Raw genomic sequence first — 25,254 nt, 5'->3', positions numbered from 1 at the left:
TCGCCAATAGCAAGGAGAACGACACATGCGATCTTCGCGACGCACGATCATCAAGACAGCGCTCGCCGGCATTGCGGCCGCGGTCTCCACGCCCGTTGTCAGCGAGATGGCAGCGGCCCAAACCGCAGGAAAACCCATGACCACAGCTTCAGGCCTCCAGATCATCGACAGCAAGGTCGGCACCGGCGCTTCGCCGAAGTCAGGCCAGATCTGCGTCATGCACTACACCGGCTGGCTCTACGAGAACGGCCAGAAGGGCAAGAAATTCGACTCCTCCGTCGACCGCAACGAGCCGTTCGAGTTTCCGATCGGCGCGGGCCGCGTCATCAAGGGCTGGGACGAGGGCGTCGCCAGCATGAAGGTCGGTGGCAAGCGCACGCTGATCATCCCGCCGGAGCTCGGCTACGGCGCGCGCGGCGCCGGCGGCGTCATCCCGCCGAATGCGACGCTGATGTTCGATGTCGAGCTGCTGGGCGTGAAATAGCCGGCAGGCAAACAAGCGGAGGCGCAGCGATGAAGGTCTCGATCCTCGACGACTACTTCGACACGCTGCGCACCCTCGACGCCTTCCGTAAGCTCGACGGCTATGGCGTCACGATCTGGAACGACCACGTCCAGGACGTCGATGTGCTCGCCGAGCGGCTGCGCGACACCGATGCGCTGGTGCTGATCCGCGAGCGCACGCAGATCCGCACGGCGCTGCTGGAGCGGCTGCCGAAGCTGAAGCTGATCAGCCAGCGCAGCGTCTTTCCGCATATCGATATCGACACCTGCACCCGGCTCGGCATCATCGTGTCGTCGAGCCAGCATGCCGATACGCCGTCCTACGCCACCGCCGAGTTCACCTGGGGCCTGATTCTGGCCGCGATGCGCGCGATCCCGCAGCAGATGTCGGCGCTGAAGGCAGGCAAGTGGCAGATCGGCGTCGGCCACTCCGTTCGCGGCAAGACGCTCGGCATCTATGGCTACGGCCGCATCGGTGCGGTGGTCGCAGGCTACGGCCGTGCGTTCGGCATGAATGTGCTGGTCTGGGCGCGCGAGCCGGCGATGGTCAAGGCGCGCGCCGACGGTTATGAGACCGCTGCGAGCAAGGCGGACTTCTTCGCCCGCTGCGACGTGCTGTCGCTGCACATGCGCCTCGTCGACGCGACGCGCGGCATCGTCGAGGCCGGCGACCTCGCGCGGATGAAGGAGACGGCGCTGCTGGTCAACACCAGCCGCGCGCCGCTGATCGAGCCCGGCGCGCTGGTCGCTGCGCTGCGCGCAGGGCGGCCCGGCATGGCCGCGGTCGACGTCTATGAGAAGGAGCCGCTGCGCGATACGTCGGATCCGCTGCTCAACATGGATAACGTGGTCTGCACGCCGCATCTTGGCTACGTCACGCGCGACGAATACGAGCTGCAGTTTACCGACATTTTCGATCAGATCGTGGCCTATGCGGCAGGCACGCCGATCAATGTCGTCAATCCGGATGTGCTGACCAAAGCGCGCCCGCGCGCTTGACTTGCGCCGGTGTGAACGACCTGCCGGTTGCGCCCGGCCGTCGTCGATGGTTATTCGATGATCAGAACTTCCAGTCCGACCCGCCGATCGCCCGGTTGACCGCGTTCCTGACGATCCGCTTGACGCCGCCCAGCGCCTTCTGGCCCTTGCCCTTGGCCTGCTGCGTCGCGCCGCGGCCCTGCATCGCCGGAGAGCCGGTGGCCTCGCCAAACCGCCGCTTGAGCTTGCCGATCGCGTCGTTGGCGGTGCCCTTGATCCTGTCGGTCGTGCTACCCATGAATAGCTCCTTCAGAATGTGGCAAGGCAACGCGGCGGGACATGGCAGCGTTCCGGCGCTGTTCCGATTTTCCTCTCGCCTGCCGCGGCGCTTTTGGCTAGCGTTCCGCGGACGAAACCAATGCGCGAAAGCAAGAACGATGAGCGGTTCCCACGATCACACCCATACCCACGACCATCACCACCACGATCACGACGACGAGCGCTGGAAGCACGACGGCGTCCGCGTGATTCCCGGCGATCAGCTCGATCCGAACGTGCCGTCGACCGCCGGCATGGACCGCAAGGCCGCGATCAATTTCGCCCGTGTCGGGGCGCAGAAATTGTGGGCCGGCACCGTCAACATCAAGCCGGACGCCAAGACCGGCGCGCATCATCACGGCCATCTCGAAAGCATCATCTATGTCGTGAAAGGCAAGGCGCGGATGCGCTGGGGCGAGAAGCTGCAATTCACCGCCGAGGCCGGACCCGGCGATTTCATCTTCGTGCCGCCCTACGTGCCGCACCAGGAGATCAACGCCAGCCGCGACGAGGTGCTGGAATGCGTGCTGGTGCGCTCCGACGGTGAGGCGGTCGCGATCAATCTCGACATCGAGCCGGTGGAGAAGCCGGAGACCGTGCTGTGGGTCGATCCGGTGCACCGGCATCCGGATGAGACGAAATGATGACGTTTCGTCATTCCGGGGCTCGCCAACGGGTTCGCGCGACGCGCGGCCCGATGACAGGCTCCGCGAGAACCCGGAATCCATCGGCCGCAGCGTTGGTGGATGAATGGATTCCGGGCTCGACGTTTCGCGTTGCCCCGGAATGACAGCGTGAAAAAAGGGGAGGCTGCCATGACACTCGTCCGCTACGAGAGCGCCGACCACGTCGCGACCATCACGATGGCGCGCGCCGAGAAGCACAACGCGCTCAACAACGCGCTGTGCACGGAGCTGCGTGACGCCTGGCTGCGCTTTCGCGACAGCGGCGATCGCGTCGCGGTGCTGGCGTCATCGGAGGAAAAGTATTTCTCCGTCGGCGCCGATGTCGCTGATCTTCCCGCCAACATGTGGCACGCGGTGCCCGGCCTCGGTGTCGAACTGGACAAGCCGGTGATCGCGGCGACGTCCGGCTGGGTCGTGGGCGGCGCCTTCGTGCTGGTGCAGATGGCCGATCTGTGCGTTGCGTCGGGGACGACGCGTTTCATCTATCCCGAGGGAAAGATCGGCACCACCGCGGGCGGGGTGTCATCGGTGATGGCGCGGATGCCGCACAAGGTTGCGATGGAGTTTCTCCTCGTCGGCGAGGAGATGTCGGCGGAGCGCGCCTATCAGATCGGCTTTGTCAACAAGGTGGTGCCGCAAGGCCGGCACATCGCGATGGCGCAGGAGATGGCCGCGAAGATCGCTGGCAATGCACCGCTGGTTGTGCGTGCGCTGAAGAGACTGGCACGCGAGGCGATGCCGAAGGGACCGCTGGAAACCGTCGCCGACACGCGGCGGTTGCTCGATGAGATCAAGGAGAGCGAAGATATCAAGGAGGGCGTGAAGGCGTTCGCCGAGAAGCGGAAGCCGCGATTTACGGGGAAATAGGGCGCGCTTTCTCTCTCTCTCTCTCTCTCTCTCTCTCGGCCCGTCATTCCGGGGGTCGCGAAACGAGAGCCCGGAATCCATCGCACCACGTCACGTGCGCCGTAATGGATTCCGGGCTCGACGCTACGCGTCGTCCCGGAATGACGCGGTTGGAGTGTTACGCAAACACCCGGTGATCGATCGGATCGTTCGGCACCACATAGCCGTAGCGCGTGTTCGACGGCTCGACGCCGGCTTTCTCGTACTGCGCCTTCATCATCGCGAAGCGGTCGCCCTTGAGCTCCAGCATGGCGCGCTTGGGCTGGATGTCGTAGAGCCGCGCATTGTTGTCGCCGAAGATCGCGGTCTTCACCGGTCCGTCGGCGGGGCCGAGCGGCGCGTAGCCGAACTTCTTCTGCATCACCTCGGGAATCTCGAGCCGTCGCAGGCCCTCGATCTGCCATTGCGGCGCGCCGGTCCACAATGCGTCGGTGCCCCAGCAGACGTGGTCGACGCCGAGCCCCTTGATCAGCGTGCCCATCAGCGCGGCGCAGACATTCGGCTCGGCGACCAGCGTCGTCGCGAACAGCTGCCCGACATCGCCATACACGTTATTGACGCCGTACTGCGCCGGAATGTCGGCGAGGTCGGAGGTCCAGGCGATGCGGCCGGTTCGCTCGAATTCGGCCAGCGCGACCCTGGGATCGCCGCCGACATGGCGATAGGCCGAGTGGTAGATGATGAAGTTGAGCTGCGGCCAGTCCTTGGCGGCCTTGCCGACATCGGCGACGTCGGCGAAGCCGCGCAAGTTCGGATACTGCTTCTCGATCCCGGGCGGGAACAGACCCTTGTGGACGCAGACATTCTTGATGCCCGCCTTCACCATCTTCTCGTAGCCCTTGTAGGCGACGTTCTCATCGTCGAGCCGCCACGGGTAGCGGCTGATCTCCTTGTGGGTGTTGTCGCCGATCGTGTAGCCCTTGCAGGACTCCGGCTTCAGCGCGAGCGCGGCGTCGAGCTTGTCGAGCCAGCCGGGCTGGCCCGGCGTGAAGATCGCATGGCAGAACACCCGCCGCGAGCCGGCCTCGTCGTTGATCTTCTTGCGCGCGTCGGCCATCTGCTCGTTGGTCAGGAACCAGTCCTGCTCGATGTCGGACGGTGCCGAGGAGATCAGCGAGATCTTGGTGTCGCTGTCCAAGAACATCTCCTTCTTGTAGTTGTTGAACTTGAGATCCTCGATGGTCTGCTCGTGGTCGCTGAGCTGCTTGTTCCAGCCTGCCTTGCCGACCGCCTTGCGCATTTCCACAAAGCCCATGATGCGGGTGTCGTCGCGCAGGAAATGCGTGTGCATGTCCATGATGAACTGGTCCTTCAGACCATTGGCGCGCTCCTGCGCCATCGCCGGCGTCGCGGCCTCGGCCGGCGTGACGTCGAACAGCTCGCCATAGACCTGGTTCATCGCGACGAAGGAGGCGGCCATGCCGGCCGCGGTCTGGAAGAATTTGCGGCGGTCGAGCCCCTGCTTGCCGCCGAGATCGTCGGCCATCGCGAGCAGCCGCGCCTCGACCTCGCGCTGCCGCTCGTTCTGCGGGTCGGGATAGAATTCGTCGCTGGCGACGATCTGGGTGGGGATCGGGGTCTGGTACTGGCACAGCTCGGAGGGCATCAAGGCGGCAAGTTCTTCTTCGGTGAGATTGCTGCTCATTTTTCGCTCCCGCGTCTCGCCGGATGTTTCCGGTCGGATTGCCGCAGAAGATTAGGCGCAACGCCATCCGTCGTCCGCGCCGATCGCAGGCGGAGATGTTCACAAAATCGTGCAGCCGATTTCGCATCGTGAGATGCTGACGTCGCGCAGCCTTGTCCGTGCACTGCTATGCTCGGTCGAACCGGATCACACGACGAATCCGCTATAGGGGAGGCGAGCCATGACGCAGTCCGACCAGTCGCGCCGCACGGTCATCAAGGGCATCGGCGTTGCGGCGACGGCCGCGCTTGGCGGCGCGCCGGCGCAGGCCGCGGTTCCTGCCGAGGGCGAGATCTGGAGCAGCGAGTACTGGGCGAAGAAGGGCGACATCCCCTTGTGGATGTTCCGCAAGCGGATCGGCGCGCCGAAGCCGGGCGAGCCGGCGCGGCCCGTCGTGTTCTTCGTGCACGGTTCGTCGGTGACCTCCAGGGTGTTCGATCTCACCGTGCCTGGCAAAGGCAAATACTCGCTGCTGAACGAGTTCGCGCGCTTCGGCTTCGATTGCTGGACCATGGACCACGAGAATTACGGTAAGTCCGGCCGCACCTCGGGCAATGCGGACATCGCCAGCGGCGTCGAGGATTTGAAGGCCGCCGTCGAGGTGGTCGCCCGCGAGACCGGACAGACGAAATATCACTTCGTCGGCGAGTCCTCCGGCGCGCTGCGCGCCGGCGCCTACGCGATGGCGGCACCCGAGCGGATCGACCGTCTGGTGTTCGCCGCCTTCACCTACAAGGGCGAGGGCTCGCCGACACTGGCAAAACGTGCCGAGCAGCTTGCCTATTACCGCAGCCACAACATGCGCAAGCGCGACCGCGACATGATCCGCTCGATCGCGACCCGCGACAAGCCGGGCACGTCCGATCCCGCGGTGATAGAGGCGCTCGCCGATGTCGAGCTACAGTTCGGCGACCAGATCCCGACCGGTACCTATCTCGACATGACCGCCAACCTGCCGGTGGTGCATCCGGAGAAGGTGCTGGCGCCGGTGCTGCTGGTGCGCGGCGAGCATGACGGCATCGCCGCCGTCCCCGATCTCGAGGAATTCTTCAACAAACTGCCGAACGGTGACCGGCAGTTCATCATTCTGCCCGGTACCGCGCATTCGGTGGCGCTGGCCACCAACCGCGAACTGTTCTGGCACGTCACGCGGGCGTTCCTGACCATGCCGGCCCCGACCGTCACCTGAAGCCTGCGGCAGGACGTCGCAAGAAGAAATTCTGATGTCGAATGTCGGGAGGGCATTCGCGGCATCGTCCTTGGGGCACAACCCCGCCAAAGGAGCGCCACTCGCATGTCCAAAGCCAAGATGATCTTCGTCAACCTGCCGGTCTCCAATCTCGCCCGCGCTACCGCCTTCTACGAGGCGATCGGCGCGACCAAGAATCCGCAATTCTCCGACGAGACCGCCTCCGGCATGGTGATCTCCGAGACCATCCACGTCATGCTGCTGACACATGACAAGTTCCGGCAATTCACGCCGAAGACCATCGCCGACGCCAAGACCACGAGCGAGGTGCTGATCTGCCTGTCCGCCGACAGCCGTGAAGCTGTCGATGAGACCGTGAACAAGGCCAAGGGCGCCGGCGGCACCGCCGATCCGGCCGCAAAGCAGGACTACGGCTTTATGTATGGCCGCAGCTTCGAGGATCTCGACGGGCACATCTGGGAAGTGATGTGGATGGATGTCGAGGCATTCACGAAGGCGCAGTCCGCCGCAGCCAACGCTTGATCGCGCACGCTGACACAAGGAGAGTTACATGATCTCAAAAGTATCCCCCTGCCTGTGGTACGACGGCGACGCCGAGGAGGCCGCGAACTTCTATGTCTCGCTGCTGCCCAATTCCAGGATCGAGAAAGTTCAGAAGAACGTCGTTGATTGCCCGGCCGGCAAGGCCGGTTCGGTGCTGGTGGTCTACTTCACGCTCGCCGGCCAGAGTTTTATCGCGCTCAACGGCGGCACGAAGATGGACTATTCGTATGCAGCCTCGTTCTCGATCGACTGCGCCGACCAGGCCGAGGTCGACCGCCTCTGGGACGCCTTGCTCGCCGGCGGCGGCAAGGAAGAACAATGCGGCTGGCTACGCGACCGTTTCGGCGTGCCTTGGCAGATCGTGCCGTCGGCGATCCACGACTATGTCGGCGGGCCCGATCCGGCCGGCGCCGGCCGCGCGATGCAGGCGATGCTCGGCATGGTCAAGCTCGACATCGAAGCCCTGCGCCGGGCCTATGAGGGCAAGGCCGCGGCGTGATCCGCCCGCACTGTCATCGGCCGGCTTGACCGGCCAACCTCCGAGGAACCGCCGCAGACCCGATGCCCCGCTTGAAGCGGGGCATCACCCCATGACGCTGGTGTTCTGCCCAATATCTCGCCGGTGACCGACACTGGGCCTTGCTCGTTGTATAGGTGCGGCCAGCGCACCTTCCAAAACGGCGAGATTGCTTCGTGAGCGCCTCCAAGTCACATTCTGTCCTGCGCCAATCAGTGGTGCGCACCGCCATCATCTCAGCGCTCATCTTCGCCGTCGCCCATGCCGTGCTGCTGCTCGGGATCACGGTGCCCGACAAGCTGTATTTCGACGAGGTGCATTACGTGCCGGCAGCGCGGCAGATGCTGCTGCCTGTGACGCCGGAGCCGATGCTCAATCCGATGCATCCGCCGCTCGCCAAGGAGATCATCGCGCTGTCGATCAGGGCGTTCGGCGACACCCCGCTCGGCTGGCGCTATCCCGCCGCGCTGTTCGGCGCGCTGTCGCTGGTCGGCGTCTATCTCGGCGCGCTGGCGCTGTTCGCCGCGCACGGGCGGGCGATCGCGGCGACGCTGCTGGCGTTCTTCAACCAGATGCTGTTCGTGCAGTCGCGGATTGCGATGTTGGATATTTTCGCGCTGGCCTTCAGCCTATTCGCGATCGCGGCCTTCATCCATGGCTTCAGACAGCAGCGGCCGCAACTCGCCTTCGCACTGGCAGGGCTGGCCTGCGGTCTATCCGCCGCCTGCAAATGGAGCGGGCTGTTCGTGCTCGCGACCTGCATCGGGGTGCTCGCTGCTGTCAGCCTGATGCAGGGCTGGCGCACGCGCTTTGCCGATGCGGATAGCGAGGACTGGTACCGGCCGGAGCAGTGGCCGGATTTCCGGCTTGCTCACTTCATCGCCTGCTTCGTGCTGCTTCCGGCGGCGGTCTATCTCGCGGCCTTCGTGCCAGTCTACGGCTTCTCGCTGTCCGCCCTCGTGGAGGCGCAACGCCGCATCTTTGCCGACAACACCACGACCGCGATTGCCGGCCACACCTATATGAGTTCATGGCCGTCCTGGCCGTTTTTGGTGCGGCCGGTCTGGTATTTGTTCGACAAGATCAGCGACGACCGTATCGCGGCGATCGTGTTTCTCGGCAATCCGCTGATCCTGTGGCCGGCGCTGCTCGCGCTCGCCGTCGCGCTGCACGACTGGATCGTGGCGCGCCGGCGTGATGCGTTCCTGGTGCTGGCGTTCTATCTCGGCCCGTATCTCGCATGGGCGCTGCTGCCGCGCACGCTCGGCTTCATCTATTATTATCTGCCGGCCGCGACGACGGCGAGCTTCGTGCTGGTCTATGCCCTGACGCGCGAGGGCGCGCCGCGCTGGCTGCTGTGGGCCTTCGTCACGGTCGGATGCGCCGGCTTCGTCGCGATGTTGCCGGTCACGGCGGCGGCGATCGGCACGTCGATGGCGACGTTCAACCGGCTGATGCTGTTCCCGGGCTGGATTTGAGCAATGACGGTAGAGGTCTGTATCACTGTGCCGCGGTCTCGGTGTCCATGTTGACGACCTGCACGCGGCGGTTGGCCGGGTCGAACGGCGCGTTGGCATCCTTCGGCCTGCTCTTGCCGTAGCCGACGGTCACGAGGTTGGAGCCGTTCAGGCCGTATTGCTCGACCAGATATTTCTTGATGGTGTCGGCGCGGCGCTCCGACAGATCCTGGTTATAGGCCTCGCCGCCGACCGCGTCGGTATGTCCCGACAGCACGAAGGTCGAGCCCTTCAGGCTGGCGTCCGACAGCGCCTTGCCGAGTTCCTGCACCGCCCGGGTCGCGCCCTTGCTGATGTTGGCCGAGTTGTAGTCGAAATGGATCTCCAGATCTAACTTCGGCTTGTTGGCGGCGATCTCGGCGATCTCTTGACGCTCGCCCAGCGACAGCGAACGGGTCTGCCGGTTGCGTAGCTTGTTCAGGATCGTCGCTTCCTTCGCTGCTTCCCTGGCGGTCACAGCCGGGTCGACCTGCGCGCCGAGCGACAGGCCGCGGGTGGCCGATTTCGGCTTCAGGGCATTCAGGATCTGGTCGGAAGACACCGTGTCGCTGCCGGCCAGTGCAAGGCCCGCCGTCATCGACAGTGTAGCGCCGATTGTCAGAAGAGACAGGGAGAAGGAGCGGGTCATGATCGTGGTCCTCGGCCGAGACGCCAGCCAGGCTGGCTTGCTGTCATTTGGATGCACGGACGGTACGACCGGTTCAAAGCCGCGAATGTGATCTGAGTCACGTTGAGAATTGCCGGCGAATCTCACTACATTGAGGGGCAATGCCCCGCGCCGCCGAACCCCTCCCGCTGGACAAAGCCGCCGCCCGCCGCATCTGGCTGCGCGCGCAGCGGCTCGACAGCAGGGCGCCGTTCGGCGAGGGGGCCGCCGCAGTGGCGGCGGCGGTCGATCATCTCGGCTACGTCCAGATCGACACCATCAACGTGATCGAGCGCTGCCATCACCACATCCTGTTCAGCCGGATTCCGGACTATCGCCGCGCCGATCTCAAGCAGGCGCAGAGCACGGACAAGAGCGTGTTCGAATACTGGACGCATGCGCTGTCCTACATTCCATCCAAGGACATCGGCTTCTTCCTGCCGGCGATGCGGGCGCACAGGCGCGACGGCCATCAGTGGTACGCATCGGTCACGCCGGCGGATACCCGCAAGGTGATGCGGCTGCTGCGGGCCGGCCCGCTCACCATCCGCGACATCGACGACGACGTGCTGACCGAGAAGGAGCATCTCTGGCAGAGCCGCAAGCCGTCCAAGCGCGCGCTGCAGCTCGCCTTCTATGGCGGCGTTGCCACGATCAGCGAGCGCAACGGCATGCTCAAGACCTATGATCTGATGGCCAGGCATTTCGGCTGGGAGACGCCGCCGAAGCCGGCATCCGCGGCTGCCGTCACCGGCTATCTGCTTGACCGCGCGCTGCGTTCGCAAGGCGTCGTCAGCCTCGACTCGATCTGCTACCTCGACGCGCCGAGCAAGGCGGCGGTGCGCCGCCTGATCGAGGCACGCGTCCGCCGCAAGGAGCTGGTCCCACTTGCGCTCGAGGGTGCCGGCAAGCAGGAGCATTGGGCGCGGCCGGAGGTGCTGGAGCCGGCCGGCGACGCCGATGCCGGCCTCGTCCACATCCTGTCGCCGTTCGATCCGCTGATCATCCAGCGCAAGCGCACCGAGCTGTTCTTCGGCTACGGCCACAGATTCGAGGCCTATGTGCCGAAGGCGAAGCGCCTGTTCGGCTATTTCGCGCTGCCGGTGCTGGTCGGCGACGATATCGTCGCCGCCATCGACCTCAAGACCGACCGGCAGAACCGGAAGCTCTTGATGCAGAAATGGACCTGGGTCGGCAACGGCAAGAAGCCGGCGGCGCGCAAGGAGCTGAAGCGCCGCATCGAGGAGGAGCTCGACCGCTTCGAGCGGTTTCAACTCGCGGATTGAGGGGTCCCATTACCCCATCTTCGGCAGCGGCATCCCACGGGTTCCCGTTTGACGCTGTAAGCTATGAGTTTTTGCCATTGCTCAACCGGCGCGCACCCAATAAGCCTCGGGGCAAGCACCAGCCTATGGGGGGAACAATGAGCCAGACCGCAACCATCGCGCCTGCCAGCGGCGCACGCAGCGAGCTCGAGACGTCCACGATCCGTGCCATCTCATGGCGGCTGATCCCGTTCCTGATCCTGGCCTACTTCTTCTCCTATCTCGACCGCGTCAATCTCGGATTCGCGGCGCTCACCATGAACGCGGAGCTGAAGTTCTCGCCGCTGGTGTTCTCGGTCGGCGCCGGCATCTTCTTCATCGGCTATTTCATCTTCGAGGTGCCGAGCAATCTGGCGCTGGAGAAGTTCGGCGCCAGCAAGTGGATCGCCCGCATCATGGTGACCTGGGGCGTCATCTCGGCGCTGATGGCGATGGTGTCGGGCGAGACCAGCTTCTATGTGCTGCGCTTCCTGCTCGGCGTCGCCGAGGCCGGCTTCTTCCCCGGCATCATCCTGTATCTCACCTACTGGTACCCGGCCGAGTACCGCGCCCGCTTCCTTGCTGCCTTCGCGCTCGCCGTGCCGGTCTCGACCGTGATCGGCGCGCCGATCTCCGGCCTCCTGCTCGGGCTCGACGGTCTCATGGGGCTGCACGGCTGGCAGTGGCTGTTCATCATCGAGGGCATTCCCTCGGTGTTGCTCGGCATCGTCACCTGGTTCTATCTGACCGACAAGCCGGAGAAGGCCGACTGGCTCACGGCCGAGCAGAAGGCCTGGCTGAAGACCAAGCTCGATGCCGAGATCGCGGCCAAGCAGGCGGTGAAGCATTTTTCGCTGGGCGAGGCGCTGGGCTCGCCGAAGGTGCTGGCGCTCAGCGCGATCTATTTCGGCTTCGTCGGCGCGCTCTACGGCATGCAGTTCTGGTTGCCGCAGATCGTCAAGGCGTTCGGCCTCACCAACGCGCAGACCGGCTTCGTCACCGCGATCCCCTATCTGTTCGGCACCGTCGCGATGATCCTGTGGGCGCGCCATTCCGATGCGACGCGCGAGCGGGTCTTCCATGTCGGCGCGCCGCTGCTGCTGACGGCGCTGGCGCTCGGCATCTCCAGCTACATCACCGACCCGACCGTCACCATGGTCGTGCTGACGATCGCCGCGATCGGCGTGTTCTGCACCTTCGCGGTGTTCTGGACAATGCCGACCGCCTGGCTCTCCGGCACTGCAGCGGCTGGCGCCATTGCACTGATTAACTCGATCGGGAATCTCGCCGGCTTCGGCGGACCGTATCTGATCGGCTGGGTCAAGGAGGCGACCGGCAGCACGTCGACGGGCTTGCTCGTGCTGTCGCTGCTGCCGCTGGTCGCGGGCCTGCTGGTGTTTCTCGGCGGCCACGAGACCAAGACCGAGTTCGCCGGCGCGAAGTAGGACCCCGGGGCCGTCCTTCCATTCGGCGGGAGCCCCCGGATTTGCGCTGCGCTCCATCGGGCTACAGCGCTGTGCGCACTCCAGGCATGGTGAACAACCCGTTAATCACCCTGATCTCACGAATTGGTGTTCACTGACGAATATTGACATTCGTCAGTGATAAATCGATACTCTTCATCAATCGTCAGCCTGATGGAGAGATCAGATGTTCGTCCGTTCCGTTTTCTCGAGCTATTACAAGCTCTTGACTGGAGCGTTGCTGGCATTCGCGGTGTTCGCGCTGACCGGCTGTAATGAAAAGGCGGCCGAAAAGGCCGATCCCGGACGCCCCGTCCTGGTGGCGACCGTCCATTACGAAGCCGAGACCCCTGAGCGCAGTTTTGTTGGCACGATCAAGCCCCGGATCGAAGCCGATATGGGCTTTCGGGTTGCCGGCAAGGTGGCCAAGCGGCTGGTCGAGGTCGGACAGACAGTCGAGGTCGACCAGCCCTTGGCCACCCTCGATGAGGTCGACCTGAAGCTGCAGGCCGAGCAGGCGGAGGCCGAGTTCCGCGCCGCCACCGGCGTGCTGGCGCAGGCCGCCGCCGCCGAGCAGCGCGCCAAGGATTTGAAGGCCAAGGGCTGGACCACCGACGCCGCGCTGGATTCGGCCAAGGCGGCCGGCGACGAGGCGCGCGCGCGGCTGAACCGCGCCGAGCGCTCGGTCGAGCTGACCAAGAATTCCCTGTCTTACGCAACGCTGGTGGCCGACACCCGGGGTGTCGTCACCGCGACCATGATCGAGCCCGGCCAGGTGGTTGCCGCGGGCCAGGCCTCGATCCGTGTCGCCCGACTTGGCGAGAAGGAAGCTGTCGTCGCGATCCCCGAGACGCTTCTCGCTCGTGCCAGGTCGGGCGTAGCCACGGTGACGCTGTGGTCGGATGCCAAGAAGACCTATGCCGCCAAGCTGCGCGAGGTGGCGCCGCAGGCCGATCCCGCCACCCGCACCTATCTCGCCAAATTCTCGCTGCCGGACGCCGACGACGCCGTCTCGCTCGGCATGACCGCAACCCTGACGCTGGCCGACAAGGCGAGCGAGCGGGTCGCCAAGCTGCCGCTGTCGGCGCTGTACAGCCAGGGCGGCGATCCCTCGCTCTACATCGTCGATGACAAGGGCGAGCTCGCGCTGAAGCCGGTCAAGGTGAAGGCTTACGAGAGCGACAACGTCGTCATCGCCGGCGGCGTCGATGAGGGCGCCACGGTCGTGACGCTCGGCGTGCAGAAGCTCGATCCGAGCCAGAAGGTGCGGGTCGTCTCGTCGCTGTCGTTCTGATCCTCAGTCAATCTGGCTCCGTCATTGCGGGGAGCGAAGTGACGCAGCAATCCATGTCGCCGCAACTGGAAGAATGGATTGCTTCGCTTCGCTCGCAATGACGGCCGAAGTCGAAGAAGTTTGGACCTGGAGAGTTCAATGAAGCGCTTCAACCTTTCGGCCTGGGCGGTCAGCCATCCGACGCTGGTGCTGTTCCTGATGATCGTGCTCGGCGCCGCCGGCTTCTTCTCGTACCAGAAGCTCGGCCGCGCCGAGGACCCGTTCTTCACCGTCAAGGTGGTGAACGTCTCGGTGATGTGGCCGGGCGCGACCTCGCAGGAAATGCAGATGCAGGTCGCCGATCCGATCGAGAAGAAGCTGCAGGAGCTGCCGTTCTTCGAGAAGGTGCAGACCTATTCCAAGCCGGGCTTCACGGCGATGCAGGTCACCTTCCGCGATTCCACGCCGCCGAAGGACGTGCCGTATCTCTTCTATCTGTTGCGCAAGAAGCTGGTCGACGTTCAGGGCCAGCTGCCGTCGGGCATCCTCGGCCCCGTGGTCAACGACGAATTCTCCGACGTCGATTCGATCCTGTACATGATGACCGGCGACGGCGCCGACTATGCGCAGCTCAAGAAGGTCGCCGAAGGTTTCCGCCAGCGCCTGCTGAAGGTGCCTGGCGTCACCAAGGTCGACCTCTACGGCATCCAGGACGAGCGCATCTACGTCGAGTTCTCGCACGCCAAGCTGGCGACCCTCGGCATCACGCCGCAGGCGCTGTTCGATTCGCTCGCCAAGCAGAACAACGTGACGCCGGCCGGCACCGTCGAGACCTCCTCGCAGCGCGTGCCGCTGCGCGTCACCGGCGCGCTCGACGGCGTCAAGGCGGTGGCCGAGACCCCGGTCGAGAGCAACGGCCGCGTGTTCCGGCTGGGCGATATCGCGACCGTCAGCCACGGTTATGTCGATCCTCCGAGCTTCACCGTGCGCCAGGAAGGCAAGCCGGCGCTCGGTGTCGGCGTCGTCACCGCCAAGGGCGCCAACATCCTCGAGCTCGGCAAGGAGGTCGAGAAGGCGACCGCCGATTTCATCAAAGCGGTGCCGCAGGGCGTCGACATCAAGCAGATCGCGGACCAGCCCAAGGTGGTCGAGCACGCCGTCGGCGAGTTCGTGCACTCCTTCGTCGAGGCGCTGGCGATCGTGCTGTTCGTCTCCTTCATCGCGCTCGGCTGGCGCACCGGCATCGTGGTGGCGCTGTCGGTGCCGCTGGTGCTCGGCATCGTCTTCATCGTGATGAACGCGATGTCGCTCGACCTGCACCGCATCACGCTCGGCGCGCTGATCATCGCGCTCGGCCTCCTGGTCGACGACGCCATCATCGCGGTCGAGATGATGGTGGTGAAGATGGAGCAGGGCTGGGACCGCTTCAAGGCGGCGTCGTTTGCCTGGGAGTCCACCGCGTTCCCGATGCTGACCGGCACGCTGGTCACCGCGGCCGGCTTCCTGCCGATTGGCTTCGCCAATTCGGCGGTCGGCGAATATGCCGGCGGCATCTTCTGGATCGTGGCGATCTCGCTGGTCGCCTCCTGGTTCGTCGCGGTGATCTTCACGCCCTATATCGGCGTCAAGCTGCTGCCCAACATCAAGGTTCACCAGAACCACGATCCGCACGCGATCTACGAGACTCGGATGTATCGCGGCCTGCGCAGCGTCGTGCAGTGGTGCGTCAACCACCGCATCAAGGTGGTGGCGGCAACCGTCGGCATCTTCGCCGCCTCGATCGTCGCGTTCGGCCACGTCCAGCAGCAGTTCTTCCCGTTGTCGGAACGGCCCGAGCTGTTCCTGCAGCTGCGCCTGCCGGAGGGCACCGCCTTCAATGTCACCGAGAAGGCGGTGAAGAAGGCCGAGGGCCTCTTGAAGGACGACCAGGACATTGCGACCTACACTGCCTATGTCGGCCAGGGCTCGCCGCGGTTCTGGCTCGGCCTCAACCCGCAGCTGCCGAACGAGGCGTTTGCCGAGATCGTCATCCTCGCCAAGAACGTCGATGCGCGCGAGCGCATCAAGACGAAGATCGAGCAGGCCGCCGCCGACGGCGCGCTGAGCGAGGCGCGGGTCCGCGTCGACCGCTTCAATTTCGGTCCGCCGGTCGGTTTCCCGGTCCAGTTCCGCGTGATCGGGCCGGATCCCAACAAGGTGCGCGACATCGCCTATCAGGTGCGCGACGTGATGCGGCAGAATCCGAACGTCAAGGACGTCCAGCTCGACTGGAACGAGCAGTCGCCCTACCTGAAGCTCGCGGTCGATCAGGACCGGGCGCGCGCGCTCGGCCTCACCCCGCAGGACGTCTCGCAGGCGCTGGCGATGCTGATCTCGGGCGCGCCGGTGACGACGATCCGCGACGGCATCGAGAAGGTCGGCGTGGTCGCCCGCGCCGTGCCGTCGGAGCGGCTCGATCTCGGCCGCGTCGGTGATCTCACCATCACCTCGCGCAACGGCGTCGCGGTGCCGCTGCAGCAGATCGCCAAGCTCGAATATGCCCATGAGGAGCCGATCCTGTGGCGGCGCAACCGCGACATGGCGATCACCGTGCGCTCCGACGTCGTCGACGGCGTGCAGGCACCCGACGTGACCAACCAGATCGCGCCGAAGCTGAAAGACATCCAGGCCAATCTCGAGCCGGCCTACCGGATCGAGCCGGGCGGAGCGTTCGAGGAATCGGCCAAGGGCAACGCGTCGATCTTCATCCTCTTCCCCGTGATGGTGATGGTGATGCTGACGCTCTTGATGATCCAGCTGCAGAGCTTCTCGCGTCTGTTCCTGGTGTTCCTCACCGCGCCGCTCGGCATCGTCGGCGCTTCGCTGGGCCTGAACGTCGCCAACCAGCCGTTCGGCTTCGTGGCGCTGCTCGGCCTGATCGCGCTGGCCGGCATGATCATGCGCAACGCGGTGATCCTGGTCGACCAGATCGAGAGCGACGTGGCGAGCGGCCTGACCCGGCGCGAGGCGATCATCGAAGCCACCGTCCGGCGGGCCCGGCCGGTGGTGCTGACGGCGCTCGCCGCCATCCTGGCCATGATCCCGCTGTCGCGTTCGGCGTTCTGGGGTCCGATGGCCATCACAATCATGGGTGGTTTGTTTGTTGCGACTTTCCTCACCTTGCTGTATCTGCCGGGCCTTTACGCCCTCTGGTTCCGCAAGTCCCTGGATGAAAGCGGCCCCAGCGAGCAACTCCATACTGCGCCGCAGCATGCCGGGAATGCACAAGACGCAATTCCGCTTGCTGAGGCGGCCGAATAATTCAAGATTGAGTAGGCCAACATGACGCTCATCTCGGAACATACCGAAACCGACACCCGCGAACGGATCCTCGTGGTGGCGGAGCGCTTGTTCCGGCAGATCGGCTACCTGAAGACCACGGTGGCGGACATCGCCAAAGAGCTGCGCATGAGCCCCGCCAACGTGTACCGCTTCTTCGATTCGAAGAAGTCGATCCACGAGGGCGTGGCGCGCCGGCTGATGGGCGAGGTCGAGGTCGAGGCGCAGCGCATCGCGCGAGCCGAAGGGCCGGCCGCGGCGCGGTTGCGTCAGATGATGACGACCATCAATCGCATGAACACCGAGCGCTATGTCGGCGATTCCAAGCTGCACGAGATGGTCGAGATCGCGATGCAGGAGGACTGGGACGTCTGCGTCGCCCATATGGAGCTGATTGCCCGCATCATCGGCGAGGTGATCGCGCAAGGCGCGGCCTCGGGGGAGTTCGAGGTCAAAGACCTCCAGACCGCCTCGCTGTGCGCCTGCACCGCGATGATGCGCTTCTTCCACCCGCAGATGATCGCCCAATGCGCCACCAAGCCGGGCCCGACCATCGACGAGATGATCGATTTCGTCATCGCCGGGCTGTCGCCGCGCACCCGGGCGAATTGAGCTGCCAGCCCTGACGCTTTCGTCAGTTGACCCCGCCGTCATTGCAGGCAAAACGACGCCGTAGCCCGGATGGAGCGCAGCGTAATCCGGGGTGTTGATCCGCTTGCGAGACCTTCCCGGATTGCGCTGCGCTCCATCCGGGCTACTGAGGGGGCCCACCGTGACCGCGAAAGACGTGACCGCGAAGGATCTGCATTTCTACGAGCCGAAGAACGGCCACGGCCTCAAGCACGACCCGTTCAACGCCATCATCGCGCCGCGCCCGATCGGCTGGATTTCCTCGCGCGATCCCAACGGCAACGTCAATCTCGCGCCCTACAGCTTCTTCAACGCCTTCTGCTATGTGCCGCCGATCATCGGCTTCTCCTCGACCAACTGGAAGGACAGCGTCGCCAACATCCAGGAGACCGGCGAGTTCGTCTGGAATCTGGCGACGATGGATTTGGCGAAGCACATGAACGCGACCGCGGCCCATGTCGCGCGCGATGTCGATGAGTTCAAGCTGGCGGGGCTCACCGCGGTACCCGGCAAGCTGGTCGACGTGCCTCGCGTCGCCGAGAGCCCGGTGTCGTTCGAATGCAAGGTCAGCCAGATCATCCAGCTGCAGGGCGCCGACGGCGGGAAGGCCGAGGCCTGGCTGACGCTCGGCGAGGTCGTCGCCGTCCATATCGACAAGGCCTTCATCAAGGATGGCGTCTACCAGACCGGTCTCGCCCACCCGATCGTCCGCGCCGGCCGGAGAGGGGACTATTTCGAGATCAAGCCGGAAAACATGTTCGAGATGATCCGGCCGGACTGAGGCCTCCGCTCTATCGTCTCCCTCGCCCCGCTCTTGCGGGGAGAGGGCGGGGTGAGGGGCCGCCTCCGCGAGTCGTGCGCGTAGCGAAACCTGTACCCCCTCACCCGGATTGCTTCGCAATCCGACCTCTCCCCGCAGGCGGGGAGAGGTGAAGCACTCCGCTTTCAAGCCGTCATTGCGAGCGAAGCGAAGCAATCCAATCCATCCGTCCGCACGTAGCGATCGATGGATTGCTTCGTCCGCTTCGCTCCCGGCAATGACGGGGCTGCCACTGCAGCATAGCCGGCCGGCACGCTTCGCCATCAAACCGTCACTCGCAACCTTGCCGCGAGCGGTCTAACCTTCCGCCCGCCAGGCCGGATCAACGGCCGGTGAACACAGTGGGAGGATGCGATGACACGTCAGGAGCGGCGCGATTCAACGGCCGCGGTTTCACGTCGAACGCTTGTCCAGGGGTTAGCGGTGGGGGCGGCCGCCACGGCAACCGGCATCGGCAGCGCGCTGGCCCAGAATGCGCTTAGCCCGGTCGGGCCGCCGACCACCATCACCACACCACCGCGCGACTTCAGCCCGCGCGGCGCGCCGACCACTTATTTCTGGGATCCTGATATCATCGCGGTCGATCCGGCCTTCAACGATCTCGCCCAGCCGAACACCTCGATCAAGCGCCTCTATACGGGGTTGCTGTGGGCCGAGGGCCCGGCCTGGAGCTCGCAAGGCCGCTACCTGCTGTGGAGCGACATTCCGAACAACCGGCAGATGCGCTGGTCGGAGGATGACGGCCATGTCAGCGTGTTCCGCACGCCGTCGAACTATTCGAACGGCAACTCGTTCGACTTCCAGGGCCGCCAGCTGTCCTGCGAGCACCTCACCCGACGCGTGGTGCGCTACGAGCATGACGGCACCGCGACCGTGCTCGCCGATTCCTACGACGGCAAGAAGCTGAATTCGCCGAACGACATCGCAGCCCATCCCGACGGCAGCTACTGGTTCACCGATCCGCCCTATGGCGGCCAGCTCTATGAGGGCGAGCCCGACGTCGCGGGCGGGCCGAGCAATGCCGCCGGCAAGCTCAATCCGCGGATCGGCCAGCCGGCCGGCTTCGTGCCGGGCAAGCGCGAACTGCCGACCAATTGCTACCGCATCGATCCCTCCGGCCGCATCGATCTCGTGGTCACCGAGGACCAGGTGCCGGATCCGAACGGCCTCTGCTTCTCGCCGGATTACAAGAAGCTCTACATCGCCTCCACCGGCAAGGGACCGGGCGACACCGGCCCCGGCGGCAAGGGCGACATGTTCGTGTTCGATGTCGGCAGCGACAACAAGCTCTCGAACGGCAAGCGTTTCAGTGATTTCACCATAGACGGCGTGAAGTGCGGACCCGACGGCGTGCGCTGCGACGTCAACGGCAATGTCTGGTGCTCGAGCAATGCCGGCCGCGCGGTCGGTTACAGCGGCGTGACGGTGTGGTCGCCGGACGGCAAGCTGCTCGGCCGCATTCGCCTGCCGGAGGTCTGCGGCAACATCACCTTCGGCGGCCCCAAGCGCAACCGCCTGTTCATGGCCGCAAGCCAGTCGCTCTATGCGGTGTACACGGCCACGCAGGGCGCGGGGCCGGGCTGAAGCTCAGATCGAACGGAGCTGTAGCCGCGCGGCAAGCTCTGCTCCCTCTCCTGCTTGCGGGGGAGGGCCGGGGTGGGGGCTCTCTCCACGAGTCACATCGTGGACAGAGCCCCCACCCGGCGCTACGCGCCGACCTCCCCCGCAAGCGGGAGAGGTGCGCCGAATGCGTTGCCCGACGTTGGCTTGTCCCGCCCGGCTACCTCATTGTCGCAGCTTGGCTTTCGGAACTGAACGTGCGGCGCGCCGTTAACAAACGGCGTGTTGGCCGCGTCAATTTCGCTTTATTTGCAAGGTGAAGTGTTCACCGGTGACCGGCACTTTCCGATACGATCATCCCATCCGCGCCGTCGATCCATGAGGACAACCATGAGCTTCCGCCGCGACCGCATCACAAAGCCGATCTTCTCCTGGGCGCGTGGCGTGCTGCCGACGATGTCGGATACCGAGCGCGAAGCGCTGGAGGCGGGCGACGTCTGGTGGGACGCCGACCTGTTCACCGGCAATCCGGACTGGTCGAAGTTTCTGGCCTACCCGCCGGCCAAGCTGACCGACGAGGAGCACGCCTTCCTGCACGGCCCGGTCGACGAGCTCTGCAAGATGCTGGACGAGTGGAAGATCAACTGGGAATGGCGCGACCTGCCGCCCGAGGTCTGGGATTTTGTGAAGCGCAACAAATTCTTCGGCATGATCATCCCGAAGGAGTTCGGCGGCCTCGGCTTCTCGCCCTATGCGCATTCCGAAGTGGTGCGGAAAATCTCCTCGCGCTCGCTGACCGCGGCCGTCACCGTGATGGTGCCGAACTCGCTGGGGCCTGGCGAACTGCTGATGCGCTTCGGCACCAGGGAGCAGCAGGACAGATGGCTGCCGCGGCTCGCCGACGGCCGCGACATTCCCTGCTTCGGCCTGACCAGCCCGGAGGCTGGCTCAGACGCCGCCTCGATGGTCGACACCGGCATCATCTGCAAAGGCACTTTCGAGGGCCGCGACGTCATCGGACTGAGGCTGAACTGGCACAAGCGCTACATCACGCTCGGTCCCGTCGCGACGCTGCTCGGGCTTGCCTTCAAGGCCTATGATCCCGATCATCTGGTCGGCAGCGAGGAAGAGCTCGGCATCACCGTTGCGCTGATCCCGACCCATCTGCCGGGCGTCTCGATCGGCCACCGCCATCTGCCGGCGATGCAGGTGTTCCAGAACGGCCCGAACTGGGGCAAGGACGTCTTCATCCCGCTCGACTACATCATCGGCGGCCGGCAGCGGCTCGGCCAGGGCTGGAAGATGCTGATGACCGCGCTCGCCGCCGGCCGCGGCATCTCGCTGCCGTCGCTGTCGGCGGCAGGCGCCGCCTATGCCGCGCGCACCACCGGCGCCTATGCCCGCATCCGCGAGCAGTTCGGCATCTCGATTTCCAGATTCGAAGGCATCGAGGAGCCGCTGGCGCGGATCGCCGGCACCGCCTATCTGCTCGACGCTGCGCGGCGGCTGACCTGCGCCGCGCTGAACGAGGGGCATCATCCCGCCGTCATCTCCGGCATCATGAAGCTGCATGCCACCGAGCGGATGCGGATCGTGATCGATGACGCCATGGACATCCATGGCGGCAAGGCCGTGATCGACGGGCCGCAGAATTATCTCGGCGGACTCTACCGCTCGGTGCCGGTCGGCATCACGGTCGAGGGCGCCAACATCCTGACCCGCAATCTGATCGTGTTTGGACAGGGCGCGATCCGTGCGCATCCGTATCTGCTGCAGGAGATGAATGCGCTCGGCGAGACCGACCGTGAGAAGGGACTGGCCGCCTTCGATACCGCGTTCTGGAAGCATGTCGGCCACAGCTTTGCCACCATGTTCCGCGCCTGGGGCCGCAGCTGGAGCTTTGGGCTGTTCGCGCCGGCGCCGGACGTGGGCGAGGCGACGGAATATTATCGGCAGCTCTCGCGTTATTCGTCGGCGTTCGCGCTCTGCGCTGACATGGCGCTGCTGACGCTCGGCGGCGCGCTGAAGCGCAAGGAGATGCTCTCCGCCCGCTTCGGCGACATCCTCTCGGAGCTGTATCTGCTCTCCGCGGCGCTCAAGCGCTGGCAGGACGAGGGGCGGCAGAAGGAGGACCTTCCCGCGCTCGAATGGTGCATGGCGTCGGGCTTCAAGACCATCGAGAACCGCTTTGCGGAGATCTTCGCCAATCTGCCGAACCGCTTCGTCGCAGCGATCCTGAAATTCCTGATCCAGCCCTTTGGCGCGCGCGTGACCGGGCCGTCGGATCGCGTCGTGCATCAATGCGCGCAGCTCGTGCTGTCGGCGTCGGCGGCGCGCGAGCGCCTGACGCCCGATCTCGCCTTTGTCGAGGATGACGGCGGCATCGCGCGGCTCGAAAAAGCCTTCCGCCTCGTGCATGAGGCCGAGGATGCGGCCAAGCAAATGCGCGCGGCCCGCATGCATGACTGGAAGGAGGCGGTCAAGAAGGGCGTCATCACCGAGAGCGACGGCGCCAAGCTTGCGGCCGCTCACGAAGCTGTCACAAGAGTCATCGAGGTCGATGATTTTGCGCCCGAGGCGCTGTCCCCGATTTACAGGAAATCCGCCGACGTGCATCAGTTCTTCCAGGAGCTTGGTGAGCAGAGGGCGGCGAGCTGATGGCGCGACCAGTCTTTATCGTCGACGGCAGCCGGACGCCGTTCCTGAAGGCGCGCTCCGGTCCCGGCCCGTTCACGCCGGTCGATCTCGCCGTGCAATGCGGCCGGCCGCTGCTGGCGCGCCAGCCGTTCGCGCCCACCGCCTTCGACCAGGTGATCCTCGGCTGCGTCAACGTGATCGCCGACGAGATGAACCCGGCGCGTGTCGCGGCGCTGCGGCTCGGCATGGGCGAGCAGATGGTCGCCTTCACGGTACAGATCAATTGCGGCTCCGGCATGCAGTCGATCGACACCGCCTACCACTATATCCGCGAGGGCACCTCCGACCTGATCCTCGCCGGCGGTGCCGAGGCGCTGAGCCACGCGCCGCTGGTCTGGCCCAATTCCGGCGTGCGCTGGTTTGCCGGCTTCGCCGGTGCGAAGGGCATCGGCGCCAAGATCGCCGCGGCGCTGAAGGTGAAGCCGAGCTACTTCAAGCCGATCATCGGGCTGGAGCGCGGGCTGACCGACCCCATCACCGAGCTCAATATGGGCCAGACCGCCGAGAAGGTCGGCCATCTCTTCGGCGTCACCCGCGCACAGTCCGACGCCTATGCCGCCGAGAGCCATCAGCGGCTCGCCAACGCGCAGAAGCAGGGTTTTCTCAAGGGCGAGGTCGAGACCGCGTTCTCCCGCGACGGCAAGTTCTACGACCATGACGACGGCGTCCGCCCGGACTCGACGCCGGAGACGCTCGCAAAGTTGCGCCCGGTGTTCGAGCGCCCGTGGGGTCAGGTTACGGCGGGCAATTCCTCGCAGATCACCGACGGCGCGTCCTGGGTGATCCTGGCGTCCGAGACCGCGGTGGCAAAATACGGGCTGACGCCGAAGGCCGTCATTCTCGACAGCCAATGGTCGGCGCTCGATCCCTCGATCATGGGCCTCGGCCCGGTGCTGTCGGCGAGCGCGTTGCTGAAGCGCAACGGGCTGACCTTGCAGGACGTCGAGACCTGGGAGCTGAACGAAGCCTTCGCCACGCAGGTGCTGGGCTGCCTCGCGGCCTGGAAGGACGAGAAATTCTGCCGCGAGATTCTGGGCCTTGATGGCGCCGCCGGCGAGATCGACCGGGCCAAACTCAATGTCGACGGCGGCGCGATCAGCCTCGGCCATCCCGTCGGCACCAGCGGCAACCGCATCGTGCTGCACCTCGTCAATGCGATGAAACGGCTTGGCACCAGGCGCGGCGTCGCCACCGAATGTATCGGTGGCGGGCAGGGCGGCGCGATGTTGATAGAGACGGTGTGATCATGGCTTCACGGATCATGGACCTTCTCGCCGACCGCGTGCTCGAACTCGGGCCGACGCCTGCTGCCGAGAGCCCGTACAAGAATTTCAAGCTGACCCGCGACGAGGACGGCATCGCCTGGCTGCTGTTCGATCGCGCCGGGGCCAGGGCCAATACGCTGTCCGCCGATTTGCTCGAAGAGCTGGACGCAATCGTCACCGCGCTGGAAAGCCAGCGGCCGGCCGGCCTCGTGGTGCGCTCGGCGAAGAAGAGCGGCTTCATCGCCGGCGCCGATGTCAGCGAATTCCGCGGTGCCAGCGACCCGCGCGCGGTCGAGATCGAGATCGGCCGCGCCCATGCGGTGATCGACCGGCTGGAGGCGTTGCGTATCCCGTCGGTCGCCGTGATCCACGGCTTTTGCCTCGGCGGCGGCCTCGAGGTCGCATTGGCCTGCCAGATGCGGATCGCGATCGACGACGCGAGGTTCGGCTTCCCCGAGGTGATGCTCGGCCTGCATCCCGGCCTCGGCGGCACCGTGCGCTTCACCGAGCTGATCAACCCGCTGCAGGCGATGACGTTGATGCTGACCGGCAAGACCATCGACGCGCGCCGCGCCAAGTCGCTCGGCCTCGTCGATGCCGTGACCCAGGAGCGCCATGTCCGCAACGCGGTGAAGGACGCGGTGTTCGGCCGGCTCAAGCGCGCCAAGCCCGGCGCGTTCAACAAGCTGCTCAATCTCGGCGCCGCCAGGGGTTTCCTCGCCTCCCGCATGCGCCGCGAGGCCGAGAAGGCGGCGCCGCGCGTGCATTATCCCGCGCCCTATGCGCTGATCGATCTCTGGGAAAAGCATGCCGGCGACCGCGCGGCGATGCTGAGCGCGGAGAAGGCCTCGTTCTCCAACCTGATGGTGACGCCGACCGCGCAGAATCTGATCCGCGTCTTCTTCCTGCGCGAGCAGATGAAGAAGGTCGCAGGTTCCGGCAACAAGGTGCAGCACGTCCACGTCATCGGCGCCGGCGCGATGGGCGGCGACATCGCCGCCTGGTGCGCCCATCAGGACATGCGCGTCACGCTGGCCGACATGAAGGCCGAGCCGATCGCGAGCGCGATGAAACGCGCCTCCGAGTTGTTCGGCAAGATCATGCGCAGGAAGATCGACCAGCGCGATGCGCTCGACCGGCTGGTGCCGGATATGGACGGTGAGGGCGTCCGCAATGCGGACCTGATCATCGAGGCGGTGCCGGAGAAGCTCGAGCTGAAACAGAAGGTCTATGCGGGGCTTGAGCCCAGGATGAAGCCGGGCGCCATCCTCGCGACCAACACGTCGAGCATTCCATTGCAGGATCTGCGCACCACGCTGGCGAGGCCGGAGCGGCTGCTCGGCCTGCACTTCTTCAACCCGGTGTCGCGGCTGCAGCTCGTCGAGGTCGTCAGCCATGACGGCACCGATGGCGCC

At 65.2% G+C, this 25,254-nt stretch carries 21 protein-coding genes; 18 read left to right on the top strand and 3 right to left on the bottom strand.

Annotation, left to right across the window (positions count from 1 at the left end; genetic code table 11):
• The first annotated feature begins 25 nt into the window (after positions 1-25).
• Both J6500_RS29455 and J6500_RS29450 read left to right on the top strand, forming a co-directional pair.
• Complete coding sequence (locus tag J6500_RS29455; RefSeq protein ID WP_225716212.1) at positions 26-484, top strand: FKBP-type peptidyl-prolyl cis-trans isomerase; 459 nt, start codon at positions 26-28, stop codon at positions 482-484.
• A gap of 29 nt (positions 485-513) precedes the next feature.
• Positions 514-1,503 carry a D-2-hydroxyacid dehydrogenase family protein gene (locus J6500_RS29450; RefSeq protein WP_225716211.1) on the top strand — a complete coding sequence of 330 codons (990 nt, stop codon included), beginning with the start codon at positions 514-516 and terminating at the stop codon, positions 1,501-1,503.
• A 61-nt stretch (positions 1,504-1,564) separates the two neighbouring features.
• Here J6500_RS29450 and J6500_RS29445 read toward each other — a convergent pair whose 3' ends face one another.
• Positions 1,565-1,780 (bottom strand): CsbD family protein, encoded by a 216-nt coding sequence (locus J6500_RS29445; RefSeq protein ID WP_225716210.1) that lies wholly within the window; start codon positions 1,778-1,780, stop codon positions 1,565-1,567.
• 139 nt (positions 1,781-1,919) lie between these two features.
• On the opposite strand from J6500_RS29445, the gene J6500_RS29440 reads away from it, so the two are divergent.
• Both J6500_RS29440 and J6500_RS29435 read left to right on the top strand, forming a co-directional pair.
• Entirely contained in the window at positions 1,920-2,444 is a 525-nt protein-coding gene (locus J6500_RS29440; RefSeq protein ID WP_225716209.1) for a cupin domain-containing protein, read from the top strand.
• 171 nt (positions 2,445-2,615) lie between these two features.
• Positions 2,616-3,353, top strand: a complete 738-nt coding sequence (locus J6500_RS29435; protein ID WP_225716208.1) for an enoyl-CoA hydratase/isomerase family protein — start codon at positions 2,616-2,618, stop codon at positions 3,351-3,353.
• A gap of 157 nt (positions 3,354-3,510) precedes the next feature.
• Here the strand turns inward: J6500_RS29435 and J6500_RS29430 are convergent, their stop codons facing one another.
• The gene (locus J6500_RS29430) at positions 3,511-5,037 is read right to left on the bottom strand and encodes an amidohydrolase family protein (protein WP_225716207.1); all 1,527 of its coding nucleotides are present in this window, start codon (positions 5,035-5,037) and stop codon (positions 3,511-3,513) included.
• 220 nt (positions 5,038-5,257) lie between these two features.
• Between J6500_RS29430 and J6500_RS29425 the strand changes: the two genes are divergently transcribed.
• From J6500_RS29425 to J6500_RS29410, 4 genes are all read left to right on the top strand, one after another.
• On the top strand, positions 5,258-6,265 hold the full coding sequence (locus J6500_RS29425) for an alpha/beta hydrolase (protein ID WP_225716206.1): 1,008 nt from the start codon (positions 5,258-5,260) through the stop codon (positions 6,263-6,265).
• A 105-nt stretch (positions 6,266-6,370) separates the two neighbouring features.
• On the top strand, positions 6,371-6,808 hold the full coding sequence (locus tag J6500_RS29420; RefSeq protein ID WP_225716205.1) for a VOC family protein: 438 nt from the start codon (positions 6,371-6,373) through the stop codon (positions 6,806-6,808).
• Positions 6,809-6,839: 31 nt separating this feature from the next.
• Positions 6,840-7,328, top strand: coding sequence for a VOC family protein (locus J6500_RS29415; RefSeq protein WP_225716222.1), 489 nt, complete (start codon positions 6,840-6,842; stop codon positions 7,326-7,328).
• Between the two features lie 194 nt (positions 7,329-7,522).
• Positions 7,523-8,824 (top strand): phospholipid carrier-dependent glycosyltransferase, encoded by a 1,302-nt coding sequence (locus J6500_RS29410; protein ID WP_225716204.1) that lies wholly within the window; start codon positions 7,523-7,525, stop codon positions 8,822-8,824.
• Between the two features lie 22 nt (positions 8,825-8,846).
• Here the strand turns inward: J6500_RS29410 and J6500_RS29405 are convergent, their stop codons facing one another.
• A complete protein-coding gene (locus J6500_RS29405) occupies positions 8,847-9,491 on the bottom strand; it encodes an OmpA family protein (RefSeq protein WP_225716203.1) in 645 nt (214 codons plus the stop codon).
• A 140-nt stretch (positions 9,492-9,631) separates the two neighbouring features.
• Between J6500_RS29405 and J6500_RS29400 the strand changes: the two genes are divergently transcribed.
• From J6500_RS29400 to J6500_RS29355, 10 genes are all read left to right on the top strand, one after another.
• A complete protein-coding gene (locus J6500_RS29400; RefSeq protein WP_225716202.1) occupies positions 9,632-10,795 on the top strand; it encodes a winged helix-turn-helix domain-containing protein in 1,164 nt (387 codons plus the stop codon).
• A 137-nt stretch (positions 10,796-10,932) separates the two neighbouring features.
• On the top strand, positions 10,933-12,258 hold the full coding sequence (locus tag J6500_RS29395; RefSeq protein WP_225716201.1) for an MFS transporter: 1,326 nt from the start codon (positions 10,933-10,935) through the stop codon (positions 12,256-12,258).
• 205 nt (positions 12,259-12,463) lie between these two features.
• Positions 12,464-13,570, top strand: a complete 1,107-nt coding sequence (locus J6500_RS29390; protein WP_225716200.1) for an efflux RND transporter periplasmic adaptor subunit — start codon at positions 12,464-12,466, stop codon at positions 13,568-13,570.
• A 138-nt stretch (positions 13,571-13,708) separates the two neighbouring features.
• Positions 13,709-16,849, top strand: coding sequence for an efflux RND transporter permease subunit (locus tag J6500_RS29385; protein ID WP_225716199.1), 3,141 nt, complete (start codon positions 13,709-13,711; stop codon positions 16,847-16,849).
• Positions 16,850-16,870: 21 nt separating this feature from the next.
• Complete coding sequence (locus tag J6500_RS29380) at positions 16,871-17,479, top strand: TetR/AcrR family transcriptional regulator (protein WP_225716198.1); 609 nt, start codon at positions 16,871-16,873, stop codon at positions 17,477-17,479.
• Between the two features lie 175 nt (positions 17,480-17,654).
• Positions 17,655-18,278, top strand: a complete 624-nt coding sequence (locus J6500_RS29375) for a flavin reductase family protein (RefSeq protein WP_225716221.1) — start codon at positions 17,655-17,657, stop codon at positions 18,276-18,278.
• Positions 18,279-18,671: 393 nt separating this feature from the next.
• A complete protein-coding gene (locus J6500_RS29370) occupies positions 18,672-19,901 on the top strand; it encodes an SMP-30/gluconolactonase/LRE family protein (protein ID WP_225716197.1) in 1,230 nt (409 codons plus the stop codon).
• A 366-nt stretch (positions 19,902-20,267) separates the two neighbouring features.
• Positions 20,268-22,535 (top strand): acyl-CoA dehydrogenase, encoded by a 2,268-nt coding sequence (locus tag J6500_RS29365; RefSeq protein WP_225716196.1) that lies wholly within the window; start codon positions 20,268-20,270, stop codon positions 22,533-22,535.
• Positions 22,535-23,818 (top strand): acetyl-CoA C-acetyltransferase, encoded by a 1,284-nt coding sequence (locus J6500_RS29360; protein WP_225716195.1) that lies wholly within the window; start codon positions 22,535-22,537, stop codon positions 23,816-23,818. Before J6500_RS29365 ends, J6500_RS29360 begins: the two co-directional genes overlap by 1 nt.
• A 2-nt stretch (positions 23,819-23,820) precedes the next feature.
• On the top strand, positions 23,821-25,254 hold a 1,434-nt coding region (locus J6500_RS29355; protein WP_225716194.1), incomplete at its 3' end, for a 3-hydroxyacyl-CoA dehydrogenase NAD-binding domain-containing protein.

The sequence above is a fragment of the Bradyrhizobium semiaridum genome (assembly GCF_020329505.1).
Lineage (GTDB): Bacteria > Pseudomonadota > Alphaproteobacteria > Rhizobiales > Xanthobacteraceae > Bradyrhizobium > Bradyrhizobium semiaridum.
The sequence above is the reverse complement of the archived record's forward strand: the minus strand, read 5'-3'. Positions and strand labels throughout refer to the sequence as shown.

Excerpts from the sequence above, each read along its gene's own strand:
- J6500_RS29395 (WP_225716201.1), top strand. The coding sequence starts at position 10,933 with ATGAGCCAGACCGCAACCATCGCGCCTGCCAGCGGCGCACGCAGCGAG.
- J6500_RS29370 (WP_225716197.1), top strand. The coding sequence starts at position 18,672 with ATGACACGTCAGGAGCGGCGCGATTCAACGGCCGCGGTTTCACGTCGA.
- J6500_RS29365 (WP_225716196.1), top strand. The coding sequence starts at position 20,268 with ATGAGCTTCCGCCGCGACCGCATCACAAAGCCGATCTTCTCCTGGGCG.
- J6500_RS29445 (WP_225716210.1), bottom strand. The coding sequence starts at position 1,780 with ATGGGTAGCACGACCGACAGGATCAAGGGCACCGCCAACGACGCGATC.
- J6500_RS29400 (WP_225716202.1), top strand. The coding sequence starts at position 9,632 with ATGCCCCGCGCCGCCGAACCCCTCCCGCTGGACAAAGCCGCCGCCCGC.
- J6500_RS29385 (WP_225716199.1), top strand. The coding sequence starts at position 13,709 with ATGAAGCGCTTCAACCTTTCGGCCTGGGCGGTCAGCCATCCGACGCTG.
- J6500_RS29360 (WP_225716195.1), top strand. The coding sequence starts at position 22,535 with ATGGCGCGACCAGTCTTTATCGTCGACGGCAGCCGGACGCCGTTCCTG.
- J6500_RS29435 (WP_225716208.1), top strand. The coding sequence starts at position 2,616 with ATGACACTCGTCCGCTACGAGAGCGCCGACCACGTCGCGACCATCACG.
- J6500_RS29455 (WP_225716212.1), top strand. The coding sequence starts at position 26 with ATGCGATCTTCGCGACGCACGATCATCAAGACAGCGCTCGCCGGCATT.
- J6500_RS29390 (WP_225716200.1), top strand. The coding sequence starts at position 12,464 with ATGTTCGTCCGTTCCGTTTTCTCGAGCTATTACAAGCTCTTGACTGGA.
- J6500_RS29440 (WP_225716209.1), top strand. The coding sequence starts at position 1,920 with ATGAGCGGTTCCCACGATCACACCCATACCCACGACCATCACCACCAC.
- J6500_RS29425 (WP_225716206.1), top strand. The coding sequence starts at position 5,258 with ATGACGCAGTCCGACCAGTCGCGCCGCACGGTCATCAAGGGCATCGGC.
- J6500_RS29380 (WP_225716198.1), top strand. The coding sequence starts at position 16,871 with ATGACGCTCATCTCGGAACATACCGAAACCGACACCCGCGAACGGATC.
- J6500_RS29430 (WP_225716207.1), bottom strand. The coding sequence starts at position 5,037 with ATGAGCAGCAATCTCACCGAAGAAGAACTTGCCGCCTTGATGCCCTCC.
- J6500_RS29420 (WP_225716205.1), top strand. The coding sequence starts at position 6,371 with ATGTCCAAAGCCAAGATGATCTTCGTCAACCTGCCGGTCTCCAATCTC.
- J6500_RS29450 (WP_225716211.1), top strand. The coding sequence starts at position 514 with ATGAAGGTCTCGATCCTCGACGACTACTTCGACACGCTGCGCACCCTC.
- J6500_RS29405 (WP_225716203.1), bottom strand. The coding sequence starts at position 9,491 with ATGACCCGCTCCTTCTCCCTGTCTCTTCTGACAATCGGCGCTACACTG.